The 22,363-nt window shown below is 43.5% G+C and carries 23 protein-coding genes and 1 riboswitch; of the genes, 19 read left to right on the top strand and 4 right to left on the bottom strand.

The window, feature by feature from the left end; translation table 11 throughout:
* Positions 1 to 9: 9 nt before the first annotated feature.
* A complete protein-coding gene (hslR, locus tag E5A76_RS06100) occupies positions 10 to 420 on the bottom strand; it encodes a ribosome-associated heat shock protein Hsp15 (RefSeq protein WP_053986620.1) in 411 nt (136 codons plus the stop codon).
* 283 nt (positions 421 to 703) lie between these two features.
* On the opposite strand from hslR, the gene gspC reads away from it, so the two are divergent.
* The 14 genes from gspC to cysQ all read left to right on the top strand — a co-directional run bounded on the left by gspC (position 704) and on the right by cysQ (position 13,538).
* A complete protein-coding gene (gspC, locus tag E5A76_RS06095) occupies positions 704 to 1,600 on the top strand; it encodes a type II secretion system protein GspC (protein WP_161118399.1) in 897 nt (298 codons plus the stop codon).
* 50 nt (positions 1,601 to 1,650) lie between these two features.
* Positions 1,651 to 3,684, top strand: coding sequence for a type II secretion system secretin GspD (gene gspD / locus E5A76_RS06090; protein ID WP_161118398.1), 2,034 nt, complete (start codon positions 1,651 to 1,653; stop codon positions 3,682 to 3,684).
* Positions 3,684 to 5,186: a type II secretion system ATPase GspE gene (gspE, locus tag E5A76_RS06085; RefSeq protein ID WP_107167127.1), complete on the top strand. Its 1,503-nt coding sequence runs from the start codon at positions 3,684 to 3,686 to the stop codon at positions 5,184 to 5,186. Before gspD ends, gspE begins: the two co-directional genes overlap by 1 nt.
* The gene (gspF, locus tag E5A76_RS06080; RefSeq protein WP_008985947.1) at positions 5,186 to 6,412 is read left to right on the top strand and encodes a type II secretion system inner membrane protein GspF; all 1,227 of its coding nucleotides are present in this window, start codon (positions 5,186 to 5,188) and stop codon (positions 6,410 to 6,412) included. Before gspE ends, gspF begins: the two co-directional genes overlap by 1 nt.
* Before the next feature lie 19 nt (positions 6,413 to 6,431).
* The gene (gene gspG, locus E5A76_RS06075) at positions 6,432 to 6,875 is read left to right on the top strand and encodes a type II secretion system major pseudopilin GspG (protein WP_053986616.1); all 444 of its coding nucleotides are present in this window, start codon (positions 6,432 to 6,434) and stop codon (positions 6,873 to 6,875) included.
* Between the two features lie 12 nt (positions 6,876 to 6,887).
* On the top strand, positions 6,888 to 7,472 hold the full coding sequence (gene gspH / locus E5A76_RS06070; protein ID WP_053986615.1) for a type II secretion system minor pseudopilin GspH: 585 nt from the start codon (positions 6,888 to 6,890) through the stop codon (positions 7,470 to 7,472).
* Positions 7,462 to 7,821, top strand: a complete 360-nt coding sequence (gene gspI, locus E5A76_RS06065; RefSeq protein WP_053986614.1) for a type II secretion system minor pseudopilin GspI — start codon at positions 7,462 to 7,464, stop codon at positions 7,819 to 7,821. Before gspH ends, gspI begins: the two co-directional genes overlap by 11 nt.
* Entirely contained in the window at positions 7,808 to 8,452 is a 645-nt protein-coding gene (gspJ, locus tag E5A76_RS06060; protein WP_161118397.1) for a type II secretion system minor pseudopilin GspJ, read from the top strand. The genes gspI and gspJ overlap by 14 nt, the downstream gene beginning before the upstream one ends.
* Entirely contained in the window at positions 8,449 to 9,468 is a 1,020-nt protein-coding gene (gene gspK / locus E5A76_RS06055; protein ID WP_053986612.1) for a type II secretion system minor pseudopilin GspK, read from the top strand. Before gspJ ends, gspK begins: the two co-directional genes overlap by 4 nt.
* A complete protein-coding gene (gene gspL, locus E5A76_RS06050) occupies positions 9,437 to 10,732 on the top strand; it encodes a type II secretion system protein GspL (RefSeq protein ID WP_316247322.1) in 1,296 nt (431 codons plus the stop codon). The genes gspK and gspL overlap by 32 nt, the downstream gene beginning before the upstream one ends.
* Positions 10,732 to 11,214 (top strand): type II secretion system protein M, encoded by a 483-nt coding sequence (locus E5A76_RS06045; protein WP_053986610.1) that lies wholly within the window; start codon positions 10,732 to 10,734, stop codon positions 11,212 to 11,214. The genes gspL and E5A76_RS06045 overlap by 1 nt, the downstream gene beginning before the upstream one ends.
* Before the next feature lie 2 nt (positions 11,215 to 11,216).
* Positions 11,217 to 11,975, top strand: coding sequence for a type II secretion system protein N (locus E5A76_RS06040; protein WP_161118395.1), 759 nt, complete (start codon positions 11,217 to 11,219; stop codon positions 11,973 to 11,975).
* 168 nt (positions 11,976 to 12,143) lie between these two features.
* A complete protein-coding gene (gene nudE, locus E5A76_RS06035; RefSeq protein ID WP_161118394.1) occupies positions 12,144 to 12,701 on the top strand; it encodes an ADP compounds hydrolase NudE in 558 nt (185 codons plus the stop codon).
* 3 nt (positions 12,702 to 12,704) lie between these two features.
* Entirely contained in the window at positions 12,705 to 13,538 is an 834-nt protein-coding gene (gene cysQ, locus E5A76_RS06030; protein ID WP_161118393.1) for a 3'(2'),5'-bisphosphate nucleotidase CysQ, read from the top strand.
* A gap of 63 nt (positions 13,539 to 13,601) precedes the next feature.
* On the opposite strand, the gene sthA is transcribed toward cysQ, so the two are convergent.
* Positions 13,602 to 15,017 carry a Si-specific NAD(P)(+) transhydrogenase gene (gene sthA / locus E5A76_RS06025; protein ID WP_161118392.1) on the bottom strand — a complete coding sequence of 472 codons (1,416 nt, stop codon included), beginning with the start codon at positions 15,015 to 15,017 and terminating at the stop codon, positions 13,602 to 13,604.
* Between the two features lie 299 nt (positions 15,018 to 15,316).
* Between sthA and fabR the strand changes: the two genes are divergently transcribed.
* Both fabR and E5A76_RS06015 read left to right on the top strand, forming a co-directional pair.
* Positions 15,317 to 15,949: an HTH-type transcriptional repressor FabR gene (fabR, locus tag E5A76_RS06020; protein ID WP_008985935.1), complete on the top strand. Its 633-nt coding sequence runs from the start codon at positions 15,317 to 15,319 to the stop codon at positions 15,947 to 15,949.
* 27 nt (positions 15,950 to 15,976) lie between these two features.
* A complete protein-coding gene (locus E5A76_RS06015) occupies positions 15,977 to 16,357 on the top strand; it encodes a YijD family membrane protein (RefSeq protein ID WP_107167136.1) in 381 nt (126 codons plus the stop codon).
* Positions 16,358 to 16,430: 73 nt separating this feature from the next.
* Here the strand turns inward: E5A76_RS06015 and trmA are convergent, their stop codons facing one another.
* Entirely contained in the window at positions 16,431 to 17,537 is a 1,107-nt protein-coding gene (gene trmA / locus E5A76_RS06010; protein WP_045064506.1) for a tRNA (uridine(54)-C5)-methyltransferase TrmA, read from the bottom strand.
* Between the two features lie 147 nt (positions 17,538 to 17,684).
* A riboswitch (cobalamin riboswitch) is annotated at positions 17,685 to 17,920 on the top strand.
* Between the two features lie 32 nt (positions 17,921 to 17,952).
* Between trmA and btuB the strand changes: the two genes are divergently transcribed.
* Genes btuB through murI form a run of 3 tightly spaced genes read left to right on the top strand, consistent with a single transcriptional unit; the run spans position 17,953 to position 21,394 of the window.
* Positions 17,953 to 19,812, top strand: a complete 1,860-nt coding sequence (btuB, locus tag E5A76_RS06005; RefSeq protein ID WP_161118391.1) for a TonB-dependent vitamin B12 receptor — start codon at positions 17,953 to 17,955, stop codon at positions 19,810 to 19,812.
* Between the two features lie 49 nt (positions 19,813 to 19,861).
* Positions 19,862 to 20,545 carry a Dph6-related ATP pyrophosphatase gene (locus tag E5A76_RS06000; RefSeq protein ID WP_161118438.1) on the top strand — a complete coding sequence of 228 codons (684 nt, stop codon included), beginning with the start codon at positions 19,862 to 19,864 and terminating at the stop codon, positions 20,543 to 20,545.
* Positions 20,546 to 20,584: 39 nt separating this feature from the next.
* On the top strand, positions 20,585 to 21,394 hold the full coding sequence (murI, locus tag E5A76_RS05995) for a glutamate racemase (RefSeq protein ID WP_161118390.1): 810 nt from the start codon (positions 20,585 to 20,587) through the stop codon (positions 21,392 to 21,394).
* On the opposite strand, the gene E5A76_RS05990 is transcribed toward murI, so the two are convergent.
* Positions 21,363 to 21,821, bottom strand: coding sequence for an RNA recognition motif domain-containing protein (locus tag E5A76_RS05990; protein WP_053986602.1), 459 nt, complete (start codon positions 21,819 to 21,821; stop codon positions 21,363 to 21,365). The two genes, murI and E5A76_RS05990, sit on opposite strands and share 32 nt — an antisense overlap.
* Positions 21,822 to 22,363 lie beyond the last annotated feature (542 nt).

Genomic DNA, 22,363 nt, shown 5'->3' with positions numbered 1-22,363 from the left:
GGCAACCTTTTATTCTGATGTGTTGATGTTTTTGAATCTCATGATGTCACGACGTTGTTTTTTATCTGGTCGTTTGATCGGACTCGGATTATCAAAAGCATTGAGTTTGCGCATTTGAGCATGGCGTTCCCGTAATTCAATACTTTGTGCTGTTTCTTGATACAGCAATTGTGCTTCCGGTGCACCACGGCGGGTATCAGAGATCTTTTCTATGATAACGGTTTTCTCATCGTTACCTTGGCGCAGTTTTATTTCTGCGCCGACTTCAACCATTTTACTTGGCTTAGAGCGTTGGCCGTTATATTGCACTTTACCACCGTCAATCATTGCACGAGCGACGGAGCGAGTTTTATAAAATCGGGCAGCCCATAGCCATTTATCAAGGCGAACCTGTTTAGGTTCTGATGTTGCTTGACCCATAACGGTTCCTTTATTTAAAGGGGCGATAAAATATCACATTGTCTTAATAGCGTCAGCTATCACTTATTTCTAATAAATGGTGATATTAATCGGGGTTTTCAATCATCCATCAGGAATTTATTACAAATAATCGTTAGTCTTTTAATTGATTTTCTTTTTTTTACAAAGAATGAATAGAAATCAAGATGTTAAAAAGAGATCATATAAAACTGACTAACTATAACCCCTGTTTATATTGGGGGGATTTATACGATACCCGATATTCGTTAAATGGATTTCCACTATGCAAGTACCTACATGGTTGCCTTCGATGACCGCAAAGCGTCCGATTTCTCAGCGCGCACTTACTCGACTACTAACGTGGCTTCTAGTGGTGATTTTAGCGTGGATTTCTGGTCGTATTATGTGGATGTTACTCGCACCGCCAGCCACGGTTGCCCCATGGCAAGCTAAGTCAGTGAATGTTAGCGCGACTGAGTCAGGGGTAAATGTTGGCAATTTATTGTCGATGAATCTATTCGGCAAATATAGTGAACAGCCAAAGCCGGTAGAAACCACTGTCAAGAAAGATGCGCCACAGACACGATTGAGCCTGAAATTGGTAGGTGTCCTTGCTAGTACGAATCCAAAGGCTGCGTTTGCAGTGATCACCAATAATGGCAAACAAAATACGTATGCTGTGAATGAAGTGATTGATGGTACGCGTGTCACATTAAAAGCAGTTTATAACGATCGAGTTATCATTAGTAACAGCGGTCGTGATGAAACTGTCATGTTAGAAGGTTTAAAATTCTCAAAACCAACAGATAACGCAAGTCATACAGCGAAAACATCTGTTCGTGCAGAATCAATGGCGACGACGGGTGATGCTGAAAAGCTTGCTGAAATTAAGAAAAAGATCTTAGCCCAACCACAAACACTCTTTAGCTATATTCGTCTTTCTCAAGTGAAAAAAGGGGATGACGTTGAGGGTTACCGAGTGAATCCAGGTAAAGATAGAGTTTTATTTGATGCAGTGGGTCTAAAGCCGAATGATTTAGCTGTTGGTATTAATGGTAATAGCCTGACTGATCCAAGCGTAATGGCAAAACTATGGGCTGAACTATCATCAGCAACAGATTTTACTTTGACGGTTGAACGTGATGGTCAAGTACATGATATCCATATAGAGCTGCAATAAAAGACAGTGCCTAGCTTGAAATAAATATGCGATAAACGCAGGAGTTTTTTGTGAAAAAATTAATGGGGAAAAGCGCCCTGTGGTTAGCTGCAAGTAGCTTACTTTGTAGCTCGGCAATGGCTGATGAGCTAAGTGCCAATTTTAAAGGGACAGACATTCAAGAGTTCATCAATATTGTTGGACGTTCGCTTCATAAGACCATCATCATCGATCCTGCGGTTCGTGGTCAGGTAAACGTACGTAGTTACGACCTATTAAATGATGAGCAATACTACCGCTTCTTCCTTAACGTACTAGAAGTGTATGGTTTTGCTGTGGTCGAGATGGAAGATGGCGTGCTGAAAGTTATTCGTGATAAAGATGCGAAAACCTCAGCGATCCCTGTGGTTGGTGCTAACGACAGTAACGTCCCAGGCGATGCCGTAGTAACTCGTGTTATTGCCGTCAAGAATGTTTCTGTTCGTGAACTTTCCCCATTACTTCGCCAGCTAAATGATAATGCAGGTGCGGGTAACGTTGTGCACTACGATCCTGCCAATATCATCATGATCACAGGCCGTGCTGCGGTAGTTAATCGCCTTGCCGATATCATTGAACGCGTTGACCGTGCTGGTAACAAAGACATTACGGTTGTTTCTCTTAACAACGCATCTGCGGCTGAAATGGTACGCATTGTTGAAGCGCTAAATAAAAGTGCTGACGCCAAATCAACACCAGAGTTTTTGATCCCGAAAGTGGTGGCTGATGAGCGTACTAACTCAGTGCTGATTTCAGGCGATCCTAAAGTGCGTGACCGCCTTAAAGCACTTATTCATAAGTTAGATAGAGAAATGGCAGCCAGCGGTAATAGCCGTGTTATCTATCTGAAATACGCCAAAGCAGAAGACATGGTCGATGTACTAAAAGGTGTCTCTGAAAATATCCAAGCAGCCAATAAGAGCAATACACCTCAAGCAGCTAAGAGTGGTTCAAGCAAAGATGAAGTGATGATTTCCGCGCATCCTGAGACAAATGCGCTGATCATTTCTGCGCCAAGTGATGTAATGAAGCGTCTAGAGTCGATTATCTCTCAACTAGATATTCGTCGTGCACAGGTTCATATCGAAGCCATGATTGTAGAAGTACAAGAAGGTGCGGGTGTGGACTTTGGCGTGCAGTGGGGCTCACAAGATGGCGGTGTGATCCAGTTTGGTAACACCAGTGCGCCAATTGGAGGCTTGTTATCTGCGCAAGAGCAAGCGAAAGATAAAACGACAACACAAAACCGCACCGATCCAAATACTGGTGAGCAATTACCGCCTATCGTGACCACACAAAGTGGTGATTTAGCACCAATGGCAGCCTTCCTTGGTGGTGTGAAAGGTGCTGCTGCGGCTATCGCATTAGGTGATTGGACTGCATTAGTAACAGCGGTGCAAGCAAACCGAAACGTAAATGTGCTTTCAACACCGAATATCACTGTGCTTGATAACCAAGAAGCTAACCTTTCGGTAGGTCAGGAAGTACCGGTTACGACAGGCTCACAAACAGGTTCAAACAACGATAATCCGTTTACCACGGTTGAGCGTAAAGATGTCGGTATTCAGCTGAAAGTGACGCCGCAAATTAACGAGGGTGACTCGGTTCAAATGAAGATTGAACAAGTCGTGTCACAAGTTGCTGATGCTAACGGTGCGGTTGATATTCGTTTTGATAAGCGTGAATTAAGCACATCAGTATTGGTAAAAGACGGCAATATGATTGCGCTGGGTGGATTGATGCAAGAGAAGACTCTTGAGTCAGAGCAGAAAGTGCCAATTTTAGGTGATATTCCTGTATTAGGTGCACTGTTCCGTTCAACCAACGATCAAACAGAAAAAACCAATCTAATGGTATTTATTCGTCCAACGATTTTACGTGATGGAATGAGTGCTGATGGTTTAACTCAGCGTAAGTACAACTACATTCGTGCCCAGCAATTATACCAAGCAGATAAAGGCATGCGTTTAATGGATGCTGATATGCCTGTACTGCCTAAGTACGGTGATGATATGGATCTGCCTGCTGAAGTGCGTGCCTTTGTTTCTCAGTTGGAGAAGCACTAATGGCTGATGGGTTTTTAGAAACAGAATCAACGGTAACGTTCCGATTACCTTTCTCTTTTGCTAAACGCCACCATGTGGTGGTGGAAGCTGCCGAGCAAGGTTGGCAACTCTATTTCAGTGGACAACTTTCTGCTGCGGTACTTGCTGAAGTCCGTCGTGTGCTTGGTTGCTGTTTTACGCCCATTGAATTAAGTGAAAGTGAGTTTGAGCAGAAGTTAACAGAAGCCTACCAACGTGATTCATCGGAAGCGCGACAGTTAATGCAAGATTTAGGCTCTGACAGTGATGACTTCTTCTCTCTTGCTGAAGAGTTGCCTGAAACAGAAGATTTATTGGAATCGGAAGACGATGCGCCCATCATTAAATTGATCAATGCCATGTTGGCTGAAGCAATTAAAGAAGGTGCATCTGATATTCATATTGAGACCTTTGAAAAAGTGCTGTCGATCCGTTTTCGTATCGACGGCATGTTACGTGAAGTACTACAACCGAGCCGTAAACTAGCGCCGTTGTTAGTATCGCGTATTAAGGTAATGGCAAAGCTTGATATTGCAGAGAAACGTATTCCACAGGATGGTCGTATTTCATTGCGTATCGGTGGTCGTGCCGTGGATGTGCGTGTATCGACCATGCCATCTTCTCACGGCGAACGTGTGGTATTACGTCTGCTTGATAAAAACGCCACCCGTCTTGATCTGCATAGCCTGGGTATGACACCCAATAACCATGCGTCGTTTAGAAAAATCATCGAACGTCCACATGGCATTATCTTGGTCACAGGCCCGACAGGTTCTGGTAAATCCACCACGCTATATGCCGGCTTGCAAGAGCTTAATAGTGCAGAGCGCAATATCTTAACGGTTGAAGATCCGATTGAATTTGATATCGATGGTATTGGGCAGACCCAAGTGAACAGCAAAGTGGATATGACGTTTGCTCGTGGCCTGCGTGCCATCCTTCGTCAAGATCCAGATGTAGTGATGATTGGTGAGATCCGTGATTTAGAAACCGCAGCAATTGCCGTTCAAGCGTCATTAACCGGTCACATGGTGTTATCAACCCTTCACACCAATACTGCGGTAGGTGCCATCACCCGTTTACGTGATATGGGGATTGAACCCTTCTTGGTGTCATCATCATTGCTTGGGGTATTGGCACAGCGTCTGGTACGTACCTTATGTTCTGATTGTCGTCAGCCTTATGAAGCCGATACCCAGCAGAAGAAACTGTTTAATCTCACGGAAGCCGATCAATTAACGCTGTATAAGCCGGGGGGTTGTGAGCACTGTAACCACAAAGGTTACCGTGGTCGTACTGGTATTCACGAGCTGTTGCTGGTGGATGAGCAAGTTCAAGAGTTGATCCATGGTGAGGCAGGCGAGCAAGCCATTGAAAAGTATGTTCGTCAAAATACGCCAAGTATTCGTGATGATGGTTTGAGTAAAGTGCGCCAAGGGATCACCACACTTGAAGAAGTGATGCGTGTAACTAAGGAGGGCTAATGGCGGCATTTGAATATAAAGCGTTAGATGCCAAAGGCCGACAGAAAAAAGGCGTCATTGAGGGTGATACCGCGCGTCAAGTGCGTCAGCAATTACGTGAAAAAGGCATGGTACCGATTGAGGTCAATCAAACCTCAGGTCAGAGCCGCAGTAAAAATACGGCGAGTAAGAAATTCACCTTAAAACGTGGCATTAGTACCAATGAATTGGCGCTGATCACTCGACAGTTAGCCACATTGGTACAAGCATCGATGCCATTAGAAGAGTGTTTAAAAGCGGTGGCAGAGCAAAATGAAAAGCCTCGTTTGAAGAATATCTTATTGGCTGTACGTTCACGGGTTGTCGAAGGTTACACCCTTGCCGATAGCATGGCAGAGTTTCCTCATATCTTCGATCAGCTGTTTCGTGCCATGGTAGCGGCAGGTGAAAAATCGGGTCACTTAGACACAATTTTAAACCGTCTAGCCGATTACACTGAAAACCGTCAGCAAATGCGCAGCAAGCTGCAACAAGCGATGATTTACCCAATCATGCTGACATTAGTTGCGGTTTCTGTGGTGGCGTTTTTGCTGGCAACCGTAGTACCTAAAATCGTTGATCAGTTTGTACAAATGGGACAACAGCTACCGACCATTACTGAGGTGTTGTTAGCGGCGAGTAACTTTGTTCAAGAATGGGGATTGATTGTGGTGTTGGTGATCGTTGCCATTATAACGTTGATCAAAACTGCTTTGAAGAAACCTAATTACCGAATGAAGTGGGATCGCGGCATTTTACGTTTGCCCGTGATTGGTAAAGTGGCGCGTGGTTTAAATACCTCACGTTTTGCACGAACCCTTTCGATTTGTACCTCGAGTGCCATTCCATTATTGGATGGAATGAAAGTGGCATCCGATGTCATGACGAACACATATGTAAATAAAAAGATTTTAGCGGCAGCAGATAACGTACGTGAAGGAGGAAGCCTTCGTGTATCGCTAGAGCAAACCAAATTGTTCCCCCCGATGATGCTACACATGATCGCTAGTGGTGAGCGAAGTGGTGAGTTAGAGCAAATGCTAACCCGCGCGGCAGATAACCAAGATCGCGATTTTGAATCGCTCGTTAATATGGCGCTTGGTGTATTTGAGCCATTATTGATTGTCGCCATGGCTGGGGTGGTAATGTTTATTGTTATCGCAACCCTGATGCCAATTATTGAACTGAACAACATGGTTGGGATGTAGTTTTACCTTGGAGGTTTTAATGCAACAAAAGCAACGTGGTTTTACCCTATTAGAAGTAATGGTGGTAATTGTTATCTTGGGCGTATTAGCAAGTTTAGTGGTACCCAATCTGTTAGGTAACAAAGAAAAAGCTGACCAACAAAAAGTGGTTACGGATATCAGTGCGCTTGAACAGTCTTTAGAAATGTACAAGTTAGATAACAGCGTCTACCCAACCACAGATCAAGGTTTAGAAGCATTGGTAACTAAGCCATCGTCTTCTCCTGAGCCTCGTAACTACCGTGACGGTGGCTACATTAAGCGTCTACCTAAAGATCCATGGGGTTATGAGTACCAATACGTAATGCCAGGTGAACACGGCCCAATTGATATTTTCAGCCTTGGTGCTGATGGTCAAGAAGGTGGTGACGGTGTGAATACAGACATCGGTAACTGGAACATGTTGGATTACAAGAATAAGTAGTAAGTAGAAAAGATGAAGCGTAGTGCAGGTTTTACTCTCATTGAGATCATGTTGGTGTTGGTGTTGCTCGCAACCAGTGCGGTTGCGGTGATCTCGACATTGCCAGATAACAAACGTGATGAAGTGAAAGAGCAAGCAGTACGCTTTCATCATCTCGCACAATTGTTGGGCGAGGATGCAATGCTTAATGGTGTGGACTACGGCATTCGTGTTGAGCCACACCAATATCACTTTGTTCAATTAACCCAAGATGGCTGGCAACCACTGGAAGGAGCAAAGTTCTATACCGATGTGAAATTAGATAAAGCCATTACCGCTAACGTTGAAATCGGTGGTGCATGGAAAGACAAAGACCGCCTTTTTAAATCAGATTCCTTATTTAAAAATGAGGACTTATTTACAAAGTCAGACGAAGAAAAGAAAAAGATAAAACCGCAAATCGTGGTGATGGCGAGTGGTGAATACACCCCCTTCACCTTAAGTTTTGAGGTTGACGGTGAAAATCAGTTTTGGCGAGTCAGTGCTGATGAGGTGGGTAACTTGGTGTTACTGAAGCCAGGTGAAACATTAGAGCAGGCAACACAACGTGAAAAGTAAGCAAGGTTTTACCTTATTAGAAGTGTTAGTGGCATTAGCCATTTTTGCGGTTGCAGCCCTCAGTATTATGAAAGCAGTCAGTCAGCACATTAACACCTTAGGTTATTTAGAAGAGAAAACCTTTGCCGCAATGGTAGCGGATAATGAATTAGCGCAATTGCATTTGAGTGGTCAGTACCCAAGTTCAAGTAAGACTGGTAAGTCGATGATGGCAGGGCGTGAGTGGTATTGGACTGTAAAAAGCGTGAAAACTCAGCAAGCATTATTGAAACAAATCGAGATCTCAGTGGCGAGTGATCCACAACGCGAACATTCAGTCATAACGGTAAAAACCTATGTCGCAAATTAATCATCGTTCTCAACAAGGGTTTACCTTACTTGAAGTGCTGGTGGCGATTGCGGTGTTTGCCATGTTGAGTCTCTCTGCGTATCAAGTGATGAATAACGTGATGCGCAGTGATGCCCAATCACAAGATCACAATCAACGACTGAAAGATATTCAACGCGCTACCATTATGATGGATAACGATTTTCGTCAAATCGTTGCTCGAAAAAGTCGTTTAGATGGTGAGCCGCCAAGTAATAAGCTACTTCAAGCTAGTGAATACTTACTTGATTCCAGCAGTGAAGGGATCATGTTTATTCGCTCTGGTTGGCAGAACCCACAGGCGATGTTTCCACGTGGCGACATTACCCGTGTTGGCTATCGTATCGAAGACGATAAGTTAGAGCGAGTATGGTTCCGCTACCCCGATACAGTGGTTGGTGAAAAACCATTAGTGAGAGTGCTGTTAACTGGCGTAACTGAACTTAAATTTGAGTTTTATTACGACAAGAAATGGCATGAGAAGTGGAATAAAGAAAATACCTTGCCTGAAGGCATTAAAGTCATCATGACGTTAAAAGATTTGGGTGACATTGAGCGAATTTACCTTGTTCCAAGCTCGGCATTACCGAAAGAGTCGGAGCAAGAGCAATGATGAAGAAACAACGTGGTGTTGCACTGATTGTGGTGCTGTTGCTAGTAGCAATGATGAGCTTGATTGCGGTGCAAATGACAGGTCGCCTGCAGCATAACTTTCATCGTGTTGAAAACCAGATTCAACATCAGCAAGCCTACTGGTATAGCTTAGGGGTAGAGGCACTTGCTGCTAAAGGGTTAGCGCTGACTTTCAAAGACAGCAAGATCATTGATTTAACCCAGCCATGGGCGATTGAAGATAAAACCTATCCGTTAGATGGCGCTGTTGTCACAGGTAGCATGACGGACAAACAAGCGTGTTTTAACATCAATGCATTAGGTGCGGTAAAGCCAGTAGCTGATGGTAGTAAAAAACCGTTTTTGGTGACGTACTTTCAAAACGTGATGATCGACAGTGGTGTTGATGATTATCAGGCGGAAGAAATTGCAGATTCAAGTTGGGAGTTTATTGACGAAAACTCAACGGTGCAATCAAGTTATGGTGGTGAAGATAGCACCTATGAAGGTTTTCAACCGGCTTACTTACCGCCTAACGGTTGGCTCGCTGATCGCAGTGAGTTACGTGCGATTAATGGCGTTAGTGCTGATATTTATAATCAAATAAAAGGCTTAGTCTGTGCTCTGCCAACCAAGGAATTTAAGCTTAACGTTAATACTATTACAGAGAAGCAAGCGGTATTGCTCTCAGCCTTATTTTCGCCAGAGCTGTCATTAGATCAGGCGCAGAAAATCATTAAAGATCGTGATGCGCGCAGTAAAGGCTGGGATAGCGTCGAAGACTTTATGAAGGTGCTACCGCAAGTCGATTCAAAAGAATCGGCTGATCAAAAGAAAAAAGAACAATATTTAACAGTAAGCAGTAACTATTTTTCATTAGATGCTGAGATACAAATAGATCGTGCCCGACTTCGTGCGGTGACGCTATTTAAACGAGATGATAATAACAAGGTGACGGTAGTGCGTCGCCATTATGGAGGAATCCGTGAGCGAATTTCTGACGATAAGGCTCAGTAGTCGGCCTGAGATGCCGGCACAATGGCTGGTCTGGTCGCCACAACAGAATGAGGTGATAGCATCTGGCCAATTGGCTGATATCACTCAATTAGATCAGTTAGTGGAATATGCGGGTTCTCGTCCAGTTTATGGTTTAGTCCCAACCAGTGAAATGCTATTAACCCAAGTCACTATTCCTGCAGGCAGTAGCCGCCAATTGACCGCCGTTTTACCTTATCTCTTAGAAGAAGAATTGGCGCAGGATGTGGACAACTTGCATGTGCAGCTGTTACGCCGTGAAGAAGACGTAGCAACGGTTGCCATTATTGAACATGAAAAGATGGAGCAATGGCTGGCTGCGTTTAAAGAGCGTGGCTTTGAGCTGAAAAAATTATTGCCTGATTGTTTATGTTTACCGTTATTCGATAATGGCTATAGTGCTGCTGAAATCGAAGGGCAATGGTTGATCCGTCAATCGGAAGTTATGGGTATTTGTGCAGAGACAAGCTGGTTAGATGCGTGGATCAGTGCACAAAAAGCGCCAACAGTATTGGCAACTGCAGAAGAAGACGATGAAGAATCCGAAGAGACTGAGTCCGAAGCGATTGAATCTGCCTCTTCAGAGTTAACTGCGCCACCGAGCCAAGTGGTTGTGTACCACTATACACCAGCACCAGAGGGGATCAGTGGACGTTGGCAAGCGCAAACTCCTGAGCTTGTGATGCAATTATTAGCGCAAGGTGCGGCAGAGAGTAAAGTTAACTTACTTTCAGGGCCTTACAAACCACAAGCGGCTTGGCGTAAACATTTAAGACCGTGGCGTAAAGTGGCGATTGCAGCGAGCTTAGTCTTAGCTGCAATGGTAGGCCAACATGTGATGGAGTTGCAGCAATTAGAGCAACAAGCGAAAGTGTACCGCACTGAGAGTGAACGTATCTTCCGCCAAGTGTTGCCGCAGTTTAAGCGTATTCCATCGCAGAGCTACCTGAAAAACCAGATGAATGCAGCACTGAAAAGTTTAGGTGGTAAAGGTTCAGACAGTGGTATTTTAATGTGGTTAGGTGAGCTTAAGCCTGCGTTCTCACAAGTGCCAAGCGTGAAGGTTGTAAACCTTAAATACGATCAAAATCGTGGAGAATTGCGCTTACAAGCAACTGCACCTGATTTCCAAGACTTTGAGAAATTACGCAGCGTGTTAACGAAAGAGTTTAACGTCGAGCAAGGTCAGCTAAGTAAAGAAGGTGGCTTAGTGAGCGGTGCCGTCGTGCTAAGGAGAAAAGCATAATGGCAGAGATCAAGTCATGGTGGAAAGCCCTGAGTCAGCGTGAGCAATACCTGATGCTTGGTGCTGGTGGAGCATTATTGCTCGCAATCTTGTATTGGGGTTTCTGGCAGCCATTAAATCAACGTACTGAGATGGCGCAAAGTCGTATCCAAAGTGAGCGTCAGCTTTTGTCGTGGGTAGAAGATAAAGCCAATAAAATTAACGCTTATAAGCGTGCTGGCGGTACGGTTAATGTCAGCGATAAAGGGCTTAACCAGGTGGTGAATGAAACCACTGAGCGCTTTAAAATTGAAGTGATCCGTATGCAACCGCGTAATGATGCAATTCAAGTGTGGGTAAAACCTGTTCCTTTTAATGCACTACTGAATTGGTTGTCTTACCTGCAAGATAACTTTGGTATTGAAACCCAATTTATTGATATTTCAAAAACCGATCAAAACGGCATGGTTGAAGTGAATCGCTTACAGTTAGGACGAGGTTAAGAGTGAAATTTAAACTCGCTATTGGCACAACATTTGGTTTGGTATTTATTGCCAGTGCGATTGCACACGTACCTGCAAACTGGGCGTGGCAACAAGCACCAAAAGTGGCTGGATTATCACTAACAGGTATTAAAGGGACGGTGTGGCAAGGCTCGGCTAGTCATTTGGTTTGGCAAAATCAAAACTTAGGTCAAGTGTCATGGGATATGTCTGTAGGTAGCCTGTTTACGGGCAAAGCGGCTTTTAATGTGCGTTTTGGTCAAGGCAGTGATATGCAATTACAAGGCAGTGGTACTGTGGGTTACAGTATGGCAGGGCCTTTTGCGAAAAAGCTATTGGTATCCGTGCCAGTAGCAAATGCAATGAAGTATGCTAACGCTGCTGTACCTGTAACACTTACGGGTAACTTAGAGTTAACGGTTCGTGACTATGTTTATACTGCGCCATATTGTAAAACGTTAAATGCGACGTTGGCATGGGCAGAAGGTAGTGCATCGTCACCAATGGGCAATATCAATCCTGGACCCGTTTTTGCTGATCTCAGTTGTCAGGAAGGTGCAATTGCAGCAAAAGCAGCGCAGTCATCTGCAGATGTTAGCAGTGATTGGCAAGCTCACCTTGCTAAGAATAACAGCTATACCTTATCAGGCTGGTTTAAGCCGGGAGCGACGTTCCCTGAGCAATTATCTCAGCAATTAAAATGGTTAGGTGAGCCTGACTCTAAAGGGCAATACAAGATCAATTACTCCGGTCGCTTGTGATCATAACATCGCATTTATGTGCATTATGTAGTGGTTATTAATCACAAAGTTCATAGTAAGAGGCAGTCTATTTAGGCTGCCTCTTTATTTATGGCGACGTTTAGCTTTTAATGAAGCTTAGAGATAAAACAATATTCTTATTCGCGATAACTGAAATAGGGCTTTAAGATGGCGACAAGTAAAGAGAAACCTCAGATCTTATCTGCTGAGGTTGTAGCGCAATCTCGACTGTTTAAAATCGAATCGTTGGATTTACGGTTTTCAAATGGGGTTGAGCGAACTTACGAAAGAATGAAGCCAAGTGGTCGTCATGCGGTGCTTATTGTTCCCGTCACAGCGCAAGGTGACTTATTGTTGATCCGTGAGTACTCAGCAGGTACTGAGCGTTATGAGCTTGGTTTTCCTAAAGGACTCATTGATCAAGGTGAAACACCGATTGAAGCGGCAAATCGCGAATTGAAAGAAGAGATCGGTTTTGGTGCGAACAAGCTTCAGCCATTAAAAGAAGTGGTCTTAGCACCATCGTATTTCTCTAGCCGCATGACATTATTTTTAGCGCAAGATCTGTATCCAGAAAAACTGGAAGGAGACGAGCCTGAGCCGTTAGACATTGTTCGTTGGCCATTAGCCCAAGCGGAAGAGCTAGTTACCCATGTTGATTTTGCTGAAGCTCGCAGCATTACCGCATTGTTTTTAGCGTTAAAGCAATTAGCTCGAGAGGAGTAAGGTATGGCGTATTCTCATTTACTGCCTGATGTGATTGATATAGCTCGTGCATCAGGACAGATTATTTTAGATATCTACCAGCGTGGTCAGTTTGAGAAACAGATCAAAGACGATAATACGCCAGTCACCAGTGCCGATATTGCTGCGCATAAATTAGTGATGAAGCGCTTAACAGAGTTAACGCCAGATATTCCTGTGTTATCGGAAGAAGATGCTGGGGTACCTTTAGCGGAGCGTAGCCAATGGAAACGTTATTGGTTAGTTGATCCGCTTGATGGTACCCAAGAGTTCATTGCGGGTAGTGGTGACTTTGCGACAATCATTGCCTTGGTAGAAGACAATCGCCCAGTGATGGGGGTGGTGTATGCGCCAGTCTCTGGTGTGTCGTACTACGCTTATGCCGATAAAGGAGCATATAAGATCAGCGCAGAAGGTGAGACGGTAAAACTGGCGACCCACCATCATGAAGAAAATACCAAATCTATCGTGGTGGCGATCAGCCGTCGACAAGACATTAGCTCAATTACCTCACGCTTAGATCCAAGCTATAACTATGAGCTGGTGCCATTAGGCTCTGCTGCTTTGAAATCTTGCCTAGTGGCAGAAGGCGCAGTGGATTGTTACTTACGCTTAGGGCCAACAGGAGAGTGGGATACCGCAGCAACGCAATGTATTGTGGAAGAAGCGGGTGGTCGTATTCTTAATACTCATTTAACCCCGTTGTCTTACAACGAGCGTAATACGTTAGAGAATCCAAACTTTATTACCTTAGGTGATGAAGGCTTACCATGGGCTGAGATCTTAGAGCCCGATGATCGCATGATGAATGCCGATTAAAGAAAACAAAAAACGGAGCGACATCGCTCCGTTTTTTATTATCTGCTATTAAACTCGCCGTTATTAAAATAAGCGGTTTAAGCCGTTAAGGGCTGCGACACGGTAGGCTTCTGCCATGGTTGGATAATTAAAGGTAGTATTAACGAAGTAATCAATGGTATTGCCTTCGCCTTTTTGCTCCATGATCGCTTGTCCGATATGAATGATTTCTGCGGCACGTTCACCAAAGCAGTGAATACCTAAGATCTCTTTGGTTTCTCGGTGGAATAAAATTTTCAAGCTCCCCACTTCTGTGCCGGCAATTTGCGCACGGGCGAGATGCTTAAACTGAGAACGTCCCACTTCATACGGAATTTTCTCTGCGGTTAATTGCTGTTCGGTTTTACCCACAGAGCTGATCTCTGGAATGGTATAAATGCCTGTTGGGATATGATCAATTAACTGACCTTGTGCTTGTCCTGTACTGATCGCTTGGGCAACAAATCGCCCTTGATCATAAGCGGCACTGGCAAGGCTTGGGTAACCAATCACATCACCCACCGCATAAACATGATCGACATCGGTTTGATAACTACGGTTTACTTTTAGTTGCCCGCGAGAGTCAGGTGTTAGGCCAACATGCTCTAAGCCGAGTTTATCAGTATTACCGGTTCGACCGTTCGCATAGAGCAAGCAATCGGCACGCATCTTCTTACCGGATTGAAAATGTAAGATCACACCGTCATCTGTGCCTTCAATATGCTCGAAAATCTCATCATTGCGGATCATCGCGCCATTGTTCCATAAGTGATAAGACAGCGAGTCGGAGATTTCATTATCAAGAAACTCAAGCAGGCGTTGACGGGTGTTAATTAAATCAACTTTTACTCCTAATCCTCGGAAGATAGAAGCATATTCACAGCCAATCACCCCCGCACCATAGATAATAATATGACGAGGATCGTGCGCTAAACGTAAGATGGAGTCACTGTCGTAGATACGTGAATGATCGAAATCAACGCCTTCAGGATGGTATGGACGAGATCCTGTAGCGATAATGAACTTATCAGCACTGTAATGCTCTAGACTGCCGTCAGTCGTAGTTACAGCGACTTCATGGCTAGCAATAAAGCGGGCTTCGCCATGAATGATCTGACACTGGTTGCGATCATAAAATCCCTGACGCATACGTGTTTGCTTATTCACTACCACTTCAGCATGCCCCAGAATTTGGCTAAAAGTACTATGCAGCGTGGAGTTGTTTTTGCAGTACAGTGGGTTTTGGTTAAATTCAATAATACGACTGACTGCATGACGCAGCGCTTTTGATGGGATGGTGCCCCAGTGAGTACAGCCGCCACCGACACTGTCTTCGCGTTCAATGATAGCGACGTTGAAACCTGCCTTGGTTAGTCCCATTGCCGCCCCTTCACCACCAGGGCCACTACCAATAATAATCACATCGAAATGACTGTTATTACTGTACTGCGTATCCGTCATCGTACTATTCCTATTTGGGTTGGTAACATTTTTGCATCGTAAGTGTAACGATTTGTAATCAATAGGAGAATCAATAGATAGTCAGAGCTAGTGAGGGATCACGCTCTATTGCTTGTTGAACGTTATCAATGCCCGTGTTGGTACCCAGTTTTATCGTGATAGATTGTGAAGTCGATGATTAAATGATGTTAATCTAGCTTTGCGTGATGGGCTATGAGTCAGTACTATATGGCTTTTCTAACGCTGTTTATCCTTATGCAGCGTATGATGGTAAGAAAATAACAGAGAATCAGATGTCCATGGGGATCAGGGCTCAACAGAAAGAAAAAACTCGTCGTTCACTGATTGATGCTGCGTTTAGTCAGCTTAGTGCCGATAGAAGTTTTTCTAATTTAAGTTTACGAGAAGTGGCTCGTGAAGCTGGGATTGCCCCTACGTCGTTTTATCGTCATTTTAAAGACATGGATGAGTTAGGCTTAACAATGGTGGATGAGGGTGGTTTGATCCTTCGCCAGTTAATGCGACAAGCTCGCCAACGTATTGCAACAGAAGGTAGTGTGATCCGTACCTCTGTTGAGACGTTTATGGAGTTTATCGAAAGTAGCCCTAACGTCTTTCGTCTACTATTACGTGAACGTTCCGGGACATCGACAGCATTTCGTGCCGCAGTGGCTCGTGAAATACAACATTTTGTCGCTGAACTAACCGAGTATCTTGAGGCCAAAACTGGGGTAACGCATGAAGAAGCGTATACCCAAGCAGAGGCATCTGTAACACTCGTCTTTAGCTCAGGGGCAGAAGCGTTAGATCTCGATAGCCATGCTCGTGCTGAGCATGCTGAAAGATTGATCATGCAATTAAGAATGATTGCAAAGGGTGCTTACTGGTACCGAAAAGAGCGTGAGCGTCGTGAGCTCAGGCAAAAACTATAACCTTATTTCGATTTTGTGGTGAAGGATATGGACAAGCAACAAGTTAAATCAGAGCGTAAAACTTTAGTTCTATCATTACTTGCTGGTGTGTGCGGTTACGCAACATGGTCAGTACTAACATCAAGCAGCGTGGCGTTTTCTATCTTCCCAGTGCTTGCTTTTGTGTTAGCCGTTTACTGTTTATACCAAGAATACTTACGTAAGCCGATGACGGAAGGCACGCCTGCGATTGCGACTGCGTGTTTCTTTGTGGGGGCATTTGGCTACTCTGCTTTCTTACGTGCAGCAATGCCGGAGATGGGCTCTAACTTCCTACCATTGATGATTGCGTTAGCATTACTATTTTGGGTTAGCTACAAAATGGGCATCATGGATAAAAAAGCGAAGCCTGAAGTGGAAGCAAAATAATCTTTAGTACGATAAAAAGTATGTAAGAAAAAAGGCGCATTCAGCGCCTTTTTTATTCTCTGCAAGATGCGACTTATTTACGCTCTAGCAATACACCCGCTTCCATGTGGTGGGTATATGGGAACTGATCAAATAGGGCAAAACGTGTAATACGGTGTGTTTCACCAAGAATATCTAAGTTTTCTTTTAGTGTTTCAGGGTTACACGAGATGTACATGATGCGATCATAACCTTGCACCATACGGCAGGTGCCTTCATCCATGCCAGATCGCGGTGGATCAACAAAGATCGTGTTGCAGTTGTAGCTCTGAAGATCCACATTTTGATCTTTCAAACGGCGAAATTCACGCTTGCCTTCCATTGCATCAGTAAAATCTTCCGCTGACATACGAATGATTTGCACGTTATCAATATTGTTCACAGCAATGTTGTATTGCGCAGAATCAACCGATGGCTTTGCAAGTTCGGTAGCTAGAACGCGTTCGAAGTTTTGTGCAAGAGCGAGAGAGAAGTTACCGTTACCACAGTAAAGCTCTAATAGATCGCCTTCACTGTCTTGAGTACAGTCTACTGCCCATTCAAGCATCTTCTGCGCTACTTCACCGTTAGGTTGGGTAAAGCTGTTCTCTACTTGCTTGTAAGTTAATGTGCGATCGTTAACTTTTAACTGTTCAATCACGTAGTCTTGATCAAGTACGATTTTCATCTTACGTGCACGACCAATGATGTTTAGCTTAAAGCCTTCATCGTTTAAGCGTTGCTTTAATTGCTTCGCTTCTGCTGTCCATTCATCATCTAGCTGACGGTGGTAAAGCATAGATACTAAGATCTCACCGCTTAGGGTAGATAGGAAATCAACTTGGAAAAGCTTGTGACGTAGTGCTTTGATAGGTTTGATCGCATCCACTAACATTGGCATTAAGTCATTGATCAAACGGCTTGCTGCAGGGAATTGATCAACACGGTATTTTTCACGTGTTTCTTGGTTGAACATGATGTAGAAAAGATCTTCACCTTCATGCCAAACACGGAATTCTGCACGCATGCGGTAATGCTCTGCAGGGGAGGCAAACACCTCGAGTTCAGGAGTATCAAAATCAGCGAAAATGTTTTGAATACGCTCTGCCTTTTCATCCAACTGTTGCTGGTAATCAGCGGTGTTAAGGATGGTAGATGTCATAGTGTATGCCTCGACTGCTCAAAATAAGAGCGCAGATTTTATTGTATTGCCCCGTGATGTCCAGTGTTACGCCAAGAAAAAGTCTTTATCGCGTAATTTATTTATAACTAATAGCAAAGAAAGCTAGACATAAAACGCTTACATCTCTAGCATTTGCGCTGCGCTGGTTAACCAGGATGGTACGGGAATACGGTGAAAATCCGTAACTGACGCGCAGCGGTAATAGAGAACGAACGCACATGGATGTCCTCCAAACACTGTTTTAACTGCATGATCAATATAGGATGTTGATCCAAGTGTAGTTGAGATGGGAAGTTGATGCCTAGGCGACCTTATCGGTCATGCTCTTAAGTCCGAATACCAACCAGCGGTAAAGCACTTTTGCTTTGTTATAAACGCGACTTAGGATTCTAAAATGAAAAAAACACTTTTGGCACTGGCGGTGACGTCGGTGTATTTCCCATCCTTTTCTTCCATTGCAGCAGACGATAAAACCCAAGCTGATGATGTTATGGTCGTTACGGCTAACCGTTTTGAGCAGCCTATTACTTCCGTTCTAGCCCCTTTTAATGTCGTTACTCGTCAAGACATTGATAAAGTACAAGCGAAAACACTGACCGAAGTGATCAGCTTATTACCGGGTGTGCAAGTGACTCAAAATGGTGGTCGAGGACAACTGGCCAGCATCATGGTGCGTGGTACTAATTCTGATCAAGTATTGGTACTGGTCGATGGTATTCGTATGGCACGCGCGGCAAAAGGGGCGGTGGATTTTAACCAAATTCCACTGACACAAGTCGAGCGTATTGAATTTACCCGTGGTGCACGTGCCGCACTTTATGGTTCAGAAGCTATTGGTGGTGTGATCAATATTATTACGCTGGCTGACGTAGATACTCCTTCAAAAACCAAACTGAATGTGGGCATTGGTAGTCATAATTACCAAGAAGCAAGTGCATCAGGGGCATATAAAGTCGGTGATAATGGCTTACTACAGTTAGCTGCCGGCTATGAAGATGATGAAGGCTATAACGTTAAACCACAACCTGGTATCAATGATGGCGATAAGCATGGTTTTGGTAGCCGTAATGCGATGATTGCTTATCATCAGCGCTTTAGCGACACCTTGAAAGGTTTTGTCGCAACACGTTGGTATAAAAACCAATATCAATACGATAGCTCATACGTTGATTTCTCCACTGGTGAGCCAGTACACCAATACATGCAATCTGAACCTGAGCTATTTGATTACAGCGCAGGATTGGATCTTGATTTAGGTCGATACCAATCAAAGATTATTGCCGATTACCAACATCAAACGAATTACGATTACAACAAAGCAGCGACAACGACACCGGTTATCGCAAGCCAAGATGAGAAATTCACGCAACGTAATCTACAGTGGAATAACCATTTTACCGTTAACGATAATCTACAGTTAGTGGGTGGGGTTGATTGGCGCAAAGAGTCTTGGAAAGACAAGTTATCGACGGATGCATTTAGCCGTAATAATACAGGTGTCTACGGTATTGGTTTAGTGAACGTTAACGACTTTTCACTAGAATCAAGCTTGCGCTTAGATGATAACCAGCAATACGGTTCACAGTTTACTTATAACGTGGCTGGTGGTTGGTACATCACGGATGAAGTACAATTACGCACCTCATATGGCACCGCATTTAAAGCACCTAACTTATACCAGCTATATTCGCCTTCTTATGGTACTGACACGTTAAGCCCTGAAAAATCAAAGAATGCTGAAATTGCCGTTGAAGCGAATTACAGTCTGATTGATTTAGCCGTAACGGGTTACCGTATGGAAATTGATAACCTGATTGGCTTTAATAACACGTCTTGGAAGTACTATAACGAACCAGGAAAGAGCAAGATCAAAGGTATTGAGGTGGAAGCCGACTTTGATACCGGCTTTTTATCGCATCAGCTAAACTTTGACTTTAAAGATCCGCGTAATAGTAAAGGTGAACGTTTAGATCGCCGTGAGAAGTTCTCATTTAAGTGGGTTGGAACAGCAAGCTTTGGCGATCTTGATAGTGCGCTGACTTACCAATACCACGGTAAACGACCTGATCAATATGGTCCAACAGGTGAATTGCCTGCTTACGACACATGGGATCTAGCGCTGACTTACTGGTTACAGCCGAAGTTAGCACTCAAAGGTCGTGTTGCGAACTTACTGGATGAGCAATACGAGACGGCTGGTGGTTATGAAATGCCGGGACGTACTTACTATACGAGCATCAATTACCAATTTTAATCTGTGAATATTTAAGACAAAGACCGCTTCAATAGCGGTCTTTTTTATGATGAAAAAAATAAATGTAATTATCAGTTGGTCGTCAGGTAAAGATGCGGCATTAACTTTATGGCGCTTACTCAATGATCCTCACTATAACGTCGTCGGGCTTTATACAACGTACGTCGGTGAGGAAGTTCCTTTTCAGGCCACTCCGATTGACGTGTTAAAAGAGCAAGCCAGGCTTATTGGCTTACCTTTGATCCTAATTGAGCTACCACAAGTGTTTCCTTCCAATGAGGTATATCAACAAACAGTGATCAATGGATTAAAAGCCAGTGGATTAAATATTCAGGCTGTCGCCTTTAGGGATATGTTCTGTAACGGTATTGCGGATTATCGAAAACAATATATAGAGCCAGAAGGGTGGCAATGTGTATTCCCGCTAATGGGAGAATCTAGCCATAAGTTAGCAACAGAGATGATCACAATTGGTATTAAAACCAAACTTGTGACAGTTGATACTAGCCAGTGTGGGGCTCAGTATTGTGGTCGATGGTTTGATCAAGAGTTACTTGAAGAATTGCCTGCTTATATTGATCCGTGTGGCGAGAATGGCGAGTTTCATTCCTTAGTGATGAATGCTCCTTATTTTCAAGCACCACTTGAGGTTGAATGGCAGGGAATAGATAAAACCGAACGATTTTATTATCAGCGCTATCAGTTAAGTGACAGGACAGTTTGCTCTGACTAGAGTTAGCAGTATCATGATAGGGAGTAATGTTCATTAGGTATGGTACGTGTGAAAAAGATTGTTATTTTTGATTCTGGTGTAGGTGGTTTATCTGTTTATAAAGAAATCTACGATCTTTTACCGCAAGTACAATATATCTACGCATTTGATAATGCCGCATTTCCGTATGGCGAATTACCTGATGACGTTTTAATTGAGCGAACCAATTACATTGTATCCACATTGGTAGAACAGTATCAGGCAGATCTAGTGGTTATAGCTTGTAATACGGCAAGTACCATTGTTCTTCCTACTTTGCGCAAATATCTTACCATCCCTGTTGTTGGTGTAGTTCCAGCCATAAAACCTGCTGCTAAGTTAAGCCAAACCAAAGTGATTGGTTTATTGGCAACACCAGCTACCGTTAAGCGTAGCTATACACAGCAGTTAATCTCCCAATTTGCTAGCGATTGTGAAGTGAAAATGATCGGCTCTACGCGTTTGGTAGAAATGGCTGAGCAAAAACTACGTGGTGAAGCAATCTCACTGGATGAGTTAAGTGAGATATTAGCGCCGTGGCAACAGCAAGTAGATAGTATCATTTTAGGGTGCACTCATTTCCCACTAATCAAAGATGAGATACAAGCTGTTTTAAATAATGATGTCCATATAGTCGATTCAGGAAAAGCTATTGCCAACCGTGTAGCTTCATTACTAGAGCTTACGGATGAAGAAGGGATGCACAGAGATACACAGGTTGAGAACGCTACATACAGTAGCGCCGTTACACAAAGTGTAACGGCGCTGAACAAGAGTTTAAAAGCAATGCACCTTGGTACTATTCAGTTTCTACAGTATCCGTATTCTTAGGTTCATTAGCTTCGCGTACTTTCAGTGTACGTTGGCCATACTCTTTATTGTTTAATTGCTCGATTGCGCCGTCAGCATCTGCGCTATTCATTACCACAAAGCCAAACCCTCTACGTTTACCTGTACGCTTATCTTTCATTAGGCGTACAGCGAAAACATCACCGTGTTCAGCAAATAAGTTTTTAACGTCTGTCTCATTAGCACGATAAGGAAGGTTGCCGACATAAAGTGTTTTGCTGCTTTGAGAAGTTTCTGTTTCTGTCATTGAAGGTTTTTTAGCGTTTTGCATAAAGTTAAGTGCTAATCCAGTCAGTACAGCACCTAAAGCAAAGCTAATAGAGGATGGGATATGAATAAAGCTAAAGATTAAGGCACCGATAATAGCAATGGCTACAGCGGTTATTATGGTTTGGTTATTTGATTTCATATTTAATTAAGCTACATCGTCAAATGGAAGGAGAATGCGTTATTGTTTCTTTTAACATCGAACTCACAATGATATTACTTTCATTGAGTTGTAATTACTAGCGGGTGAACAACCAGTGGAGCAAATGTTGTAATTACAAGCATATCAATCACATTAGATGAAATAACAATCAAATACATTCTTTTTTTAAAAAAACACTTGTCAGAGTGATCGAAGTCTCTATAATGCCGCTCCATCGAAACGGAGCGCGAACAAACAAATGATCGAGTTCAAAGTTTTCGAGATGACAATTTCGCATCGTGATTAAATCTTTGGGATAGCCAAAGGTAGTCAAGAATAAGTTTTAAAGTTAAAAATTATTCTTGACTATAGTTAAAGGTTGAGTATAATGCGCAGCCCTAACCAATACGAAGTGTTGAGTAGTCAACGTTCTTTAACAATTTGACCATGCAATCTGTGTGGGCGCTCGTTGAATGATTAGTCAAAAAGATTTATCAATGATACTAGTGACCAATTGATACGTAAGTATCAGCACAGTCAAT

Source organism: Photobacterium lucens, assembly GCF_009873615.1.
Classification (GTDB): domain Bacteria; phylum Pseudomonadota; class Gammaproteobacteria; order Enterobacterales; family Vibrionaceae; genus Photobacterium; species Photobacterium lucens.
This window is presented reverse-complemented; position numbering and strand designations above follow the sequence as displayed.

Bases quoted from the DNA above. Each gene is read 5' to 3' on its own strand.
- gspG (WP_053986616.1), top strand. From the start codon at position 6,432: ATGCAACAAAAGCAACGTGGTTTTACCCTATTAGAAGTAATGGTGGTA.
- nudE (WP_161118394.1), top strand. From the start codon at position 12,144: ATGGCGACAAGTAAAGAGAAACCTCAGATCTTATCTGCTGAGGTTGTA.
- E5A76_RS05990 (WP_053986602.1), bottom strand. From the start codon at position 21,821: ATGAAATCAAATAACCAAACCATAATAACCGCTGTAGCCATTGCTATT.
- E5A76_RS06000 (WP_161118438.1), top strand. From the start codon at position 19,862: ATGAAAAAAATAAATGTAATTATCAGTTGGTCGTCAGGTAAAGATGCG.
- murI (WP_161118390.1), top strand. From the start codon at position 20,585: ATGGTACGTGTGAAAAAGATTGTTATTTTTGATTCTGGTGTAGGTGGT.
- gspH (WP_053986615.1), top strand. From the start codon at position 6,888: ATGAAGCGTAGTGCAGGTTTTACTCTCATTGAGATCATGTTGGTGTTG.
- cysQ (WP_161118393.1), top strand. From the start codon at position 12,705: ATGGCGTATTCTCATTTACTGCCTGATGTGATTGATATAGCTCGTGCA.
- gspK (WP_053986612.1), top strand. From the start codon at position 8,449: ATGATGAAGAAACAACGTGGTGTTGCACTGATTGTGGTGCTGTTGCTA.
- btuB (WP_161118391.1), top strand. From the start codon at position 17,953: ATGAAAAAAACACTTTTGGCACTGGCGGTGACGTCGGTGTATTTCCCA.
- sthA (WP_161118392.1), bottom strand. From the start codon at position 15,017: ATGACGGATACGCAGTACAGTAATAACAGTCATTTCGATGTGATTATT.
- gspE (WP_107167127.1), top strand. From the start codon at position 3,684: ATGGCTGATGGGTTTTTAGAAACAGAATCAACGGTAACGTTCCGATTA.
- gspJ (WP_161118397.1), top strand. From the start codon at position 7,808: ATGTCGCAAATTAATCATCGTTCTCAACAAGGGTTTACCTTACTTGAA.
- E5A76_RS06015 (WP_107167136.1), top strand. From the start codon at position 15,977: ATGGACAAGCAACAAGTTAAATCAGAGCGTAAAACTTTAGTTCTATCA.
- gspF (WP_008985947.1), top strand. From the start codon at position 5,186: ATGGCGGCATTTGAATATAAAGCGTTAGATGCCAAAGGCCGACAGAAA.
- gspC (WP_161118399.1), top strand. From the start codon at position 704: ATGCAAGTACCTACATGGTTGCCTTCGATGACCGCAAAGCGTCCGATT.
- trmA (WP_045064506.1), bottom strand. From the start codon at position 17,537: ATGACATCTACCATCCTTAACACCGCTGATTACCAGCAACAGTTGGAT.
- fabR (WP_008985935.1), top strand. From the start codon at position 15,317: ATGGGGATCAGGGCTCAACAGAAAGAAAAAACTCGTCGTTCACTGATT.
- hslR (WP_053986620.1), bottom strand. From the start codon at position 420: ATGGGTCAAGCAACATCAGAACCTAAACAGGTTCGCCTTGATAAATGG.
- E5A76_RS06045 (WP_053986610.1), top strand. From the start codon at position 10,732: ATGGCAGAGATCAAGTCATGGTGGAAAGCCCTGAGTCAGCGTGAGCAA.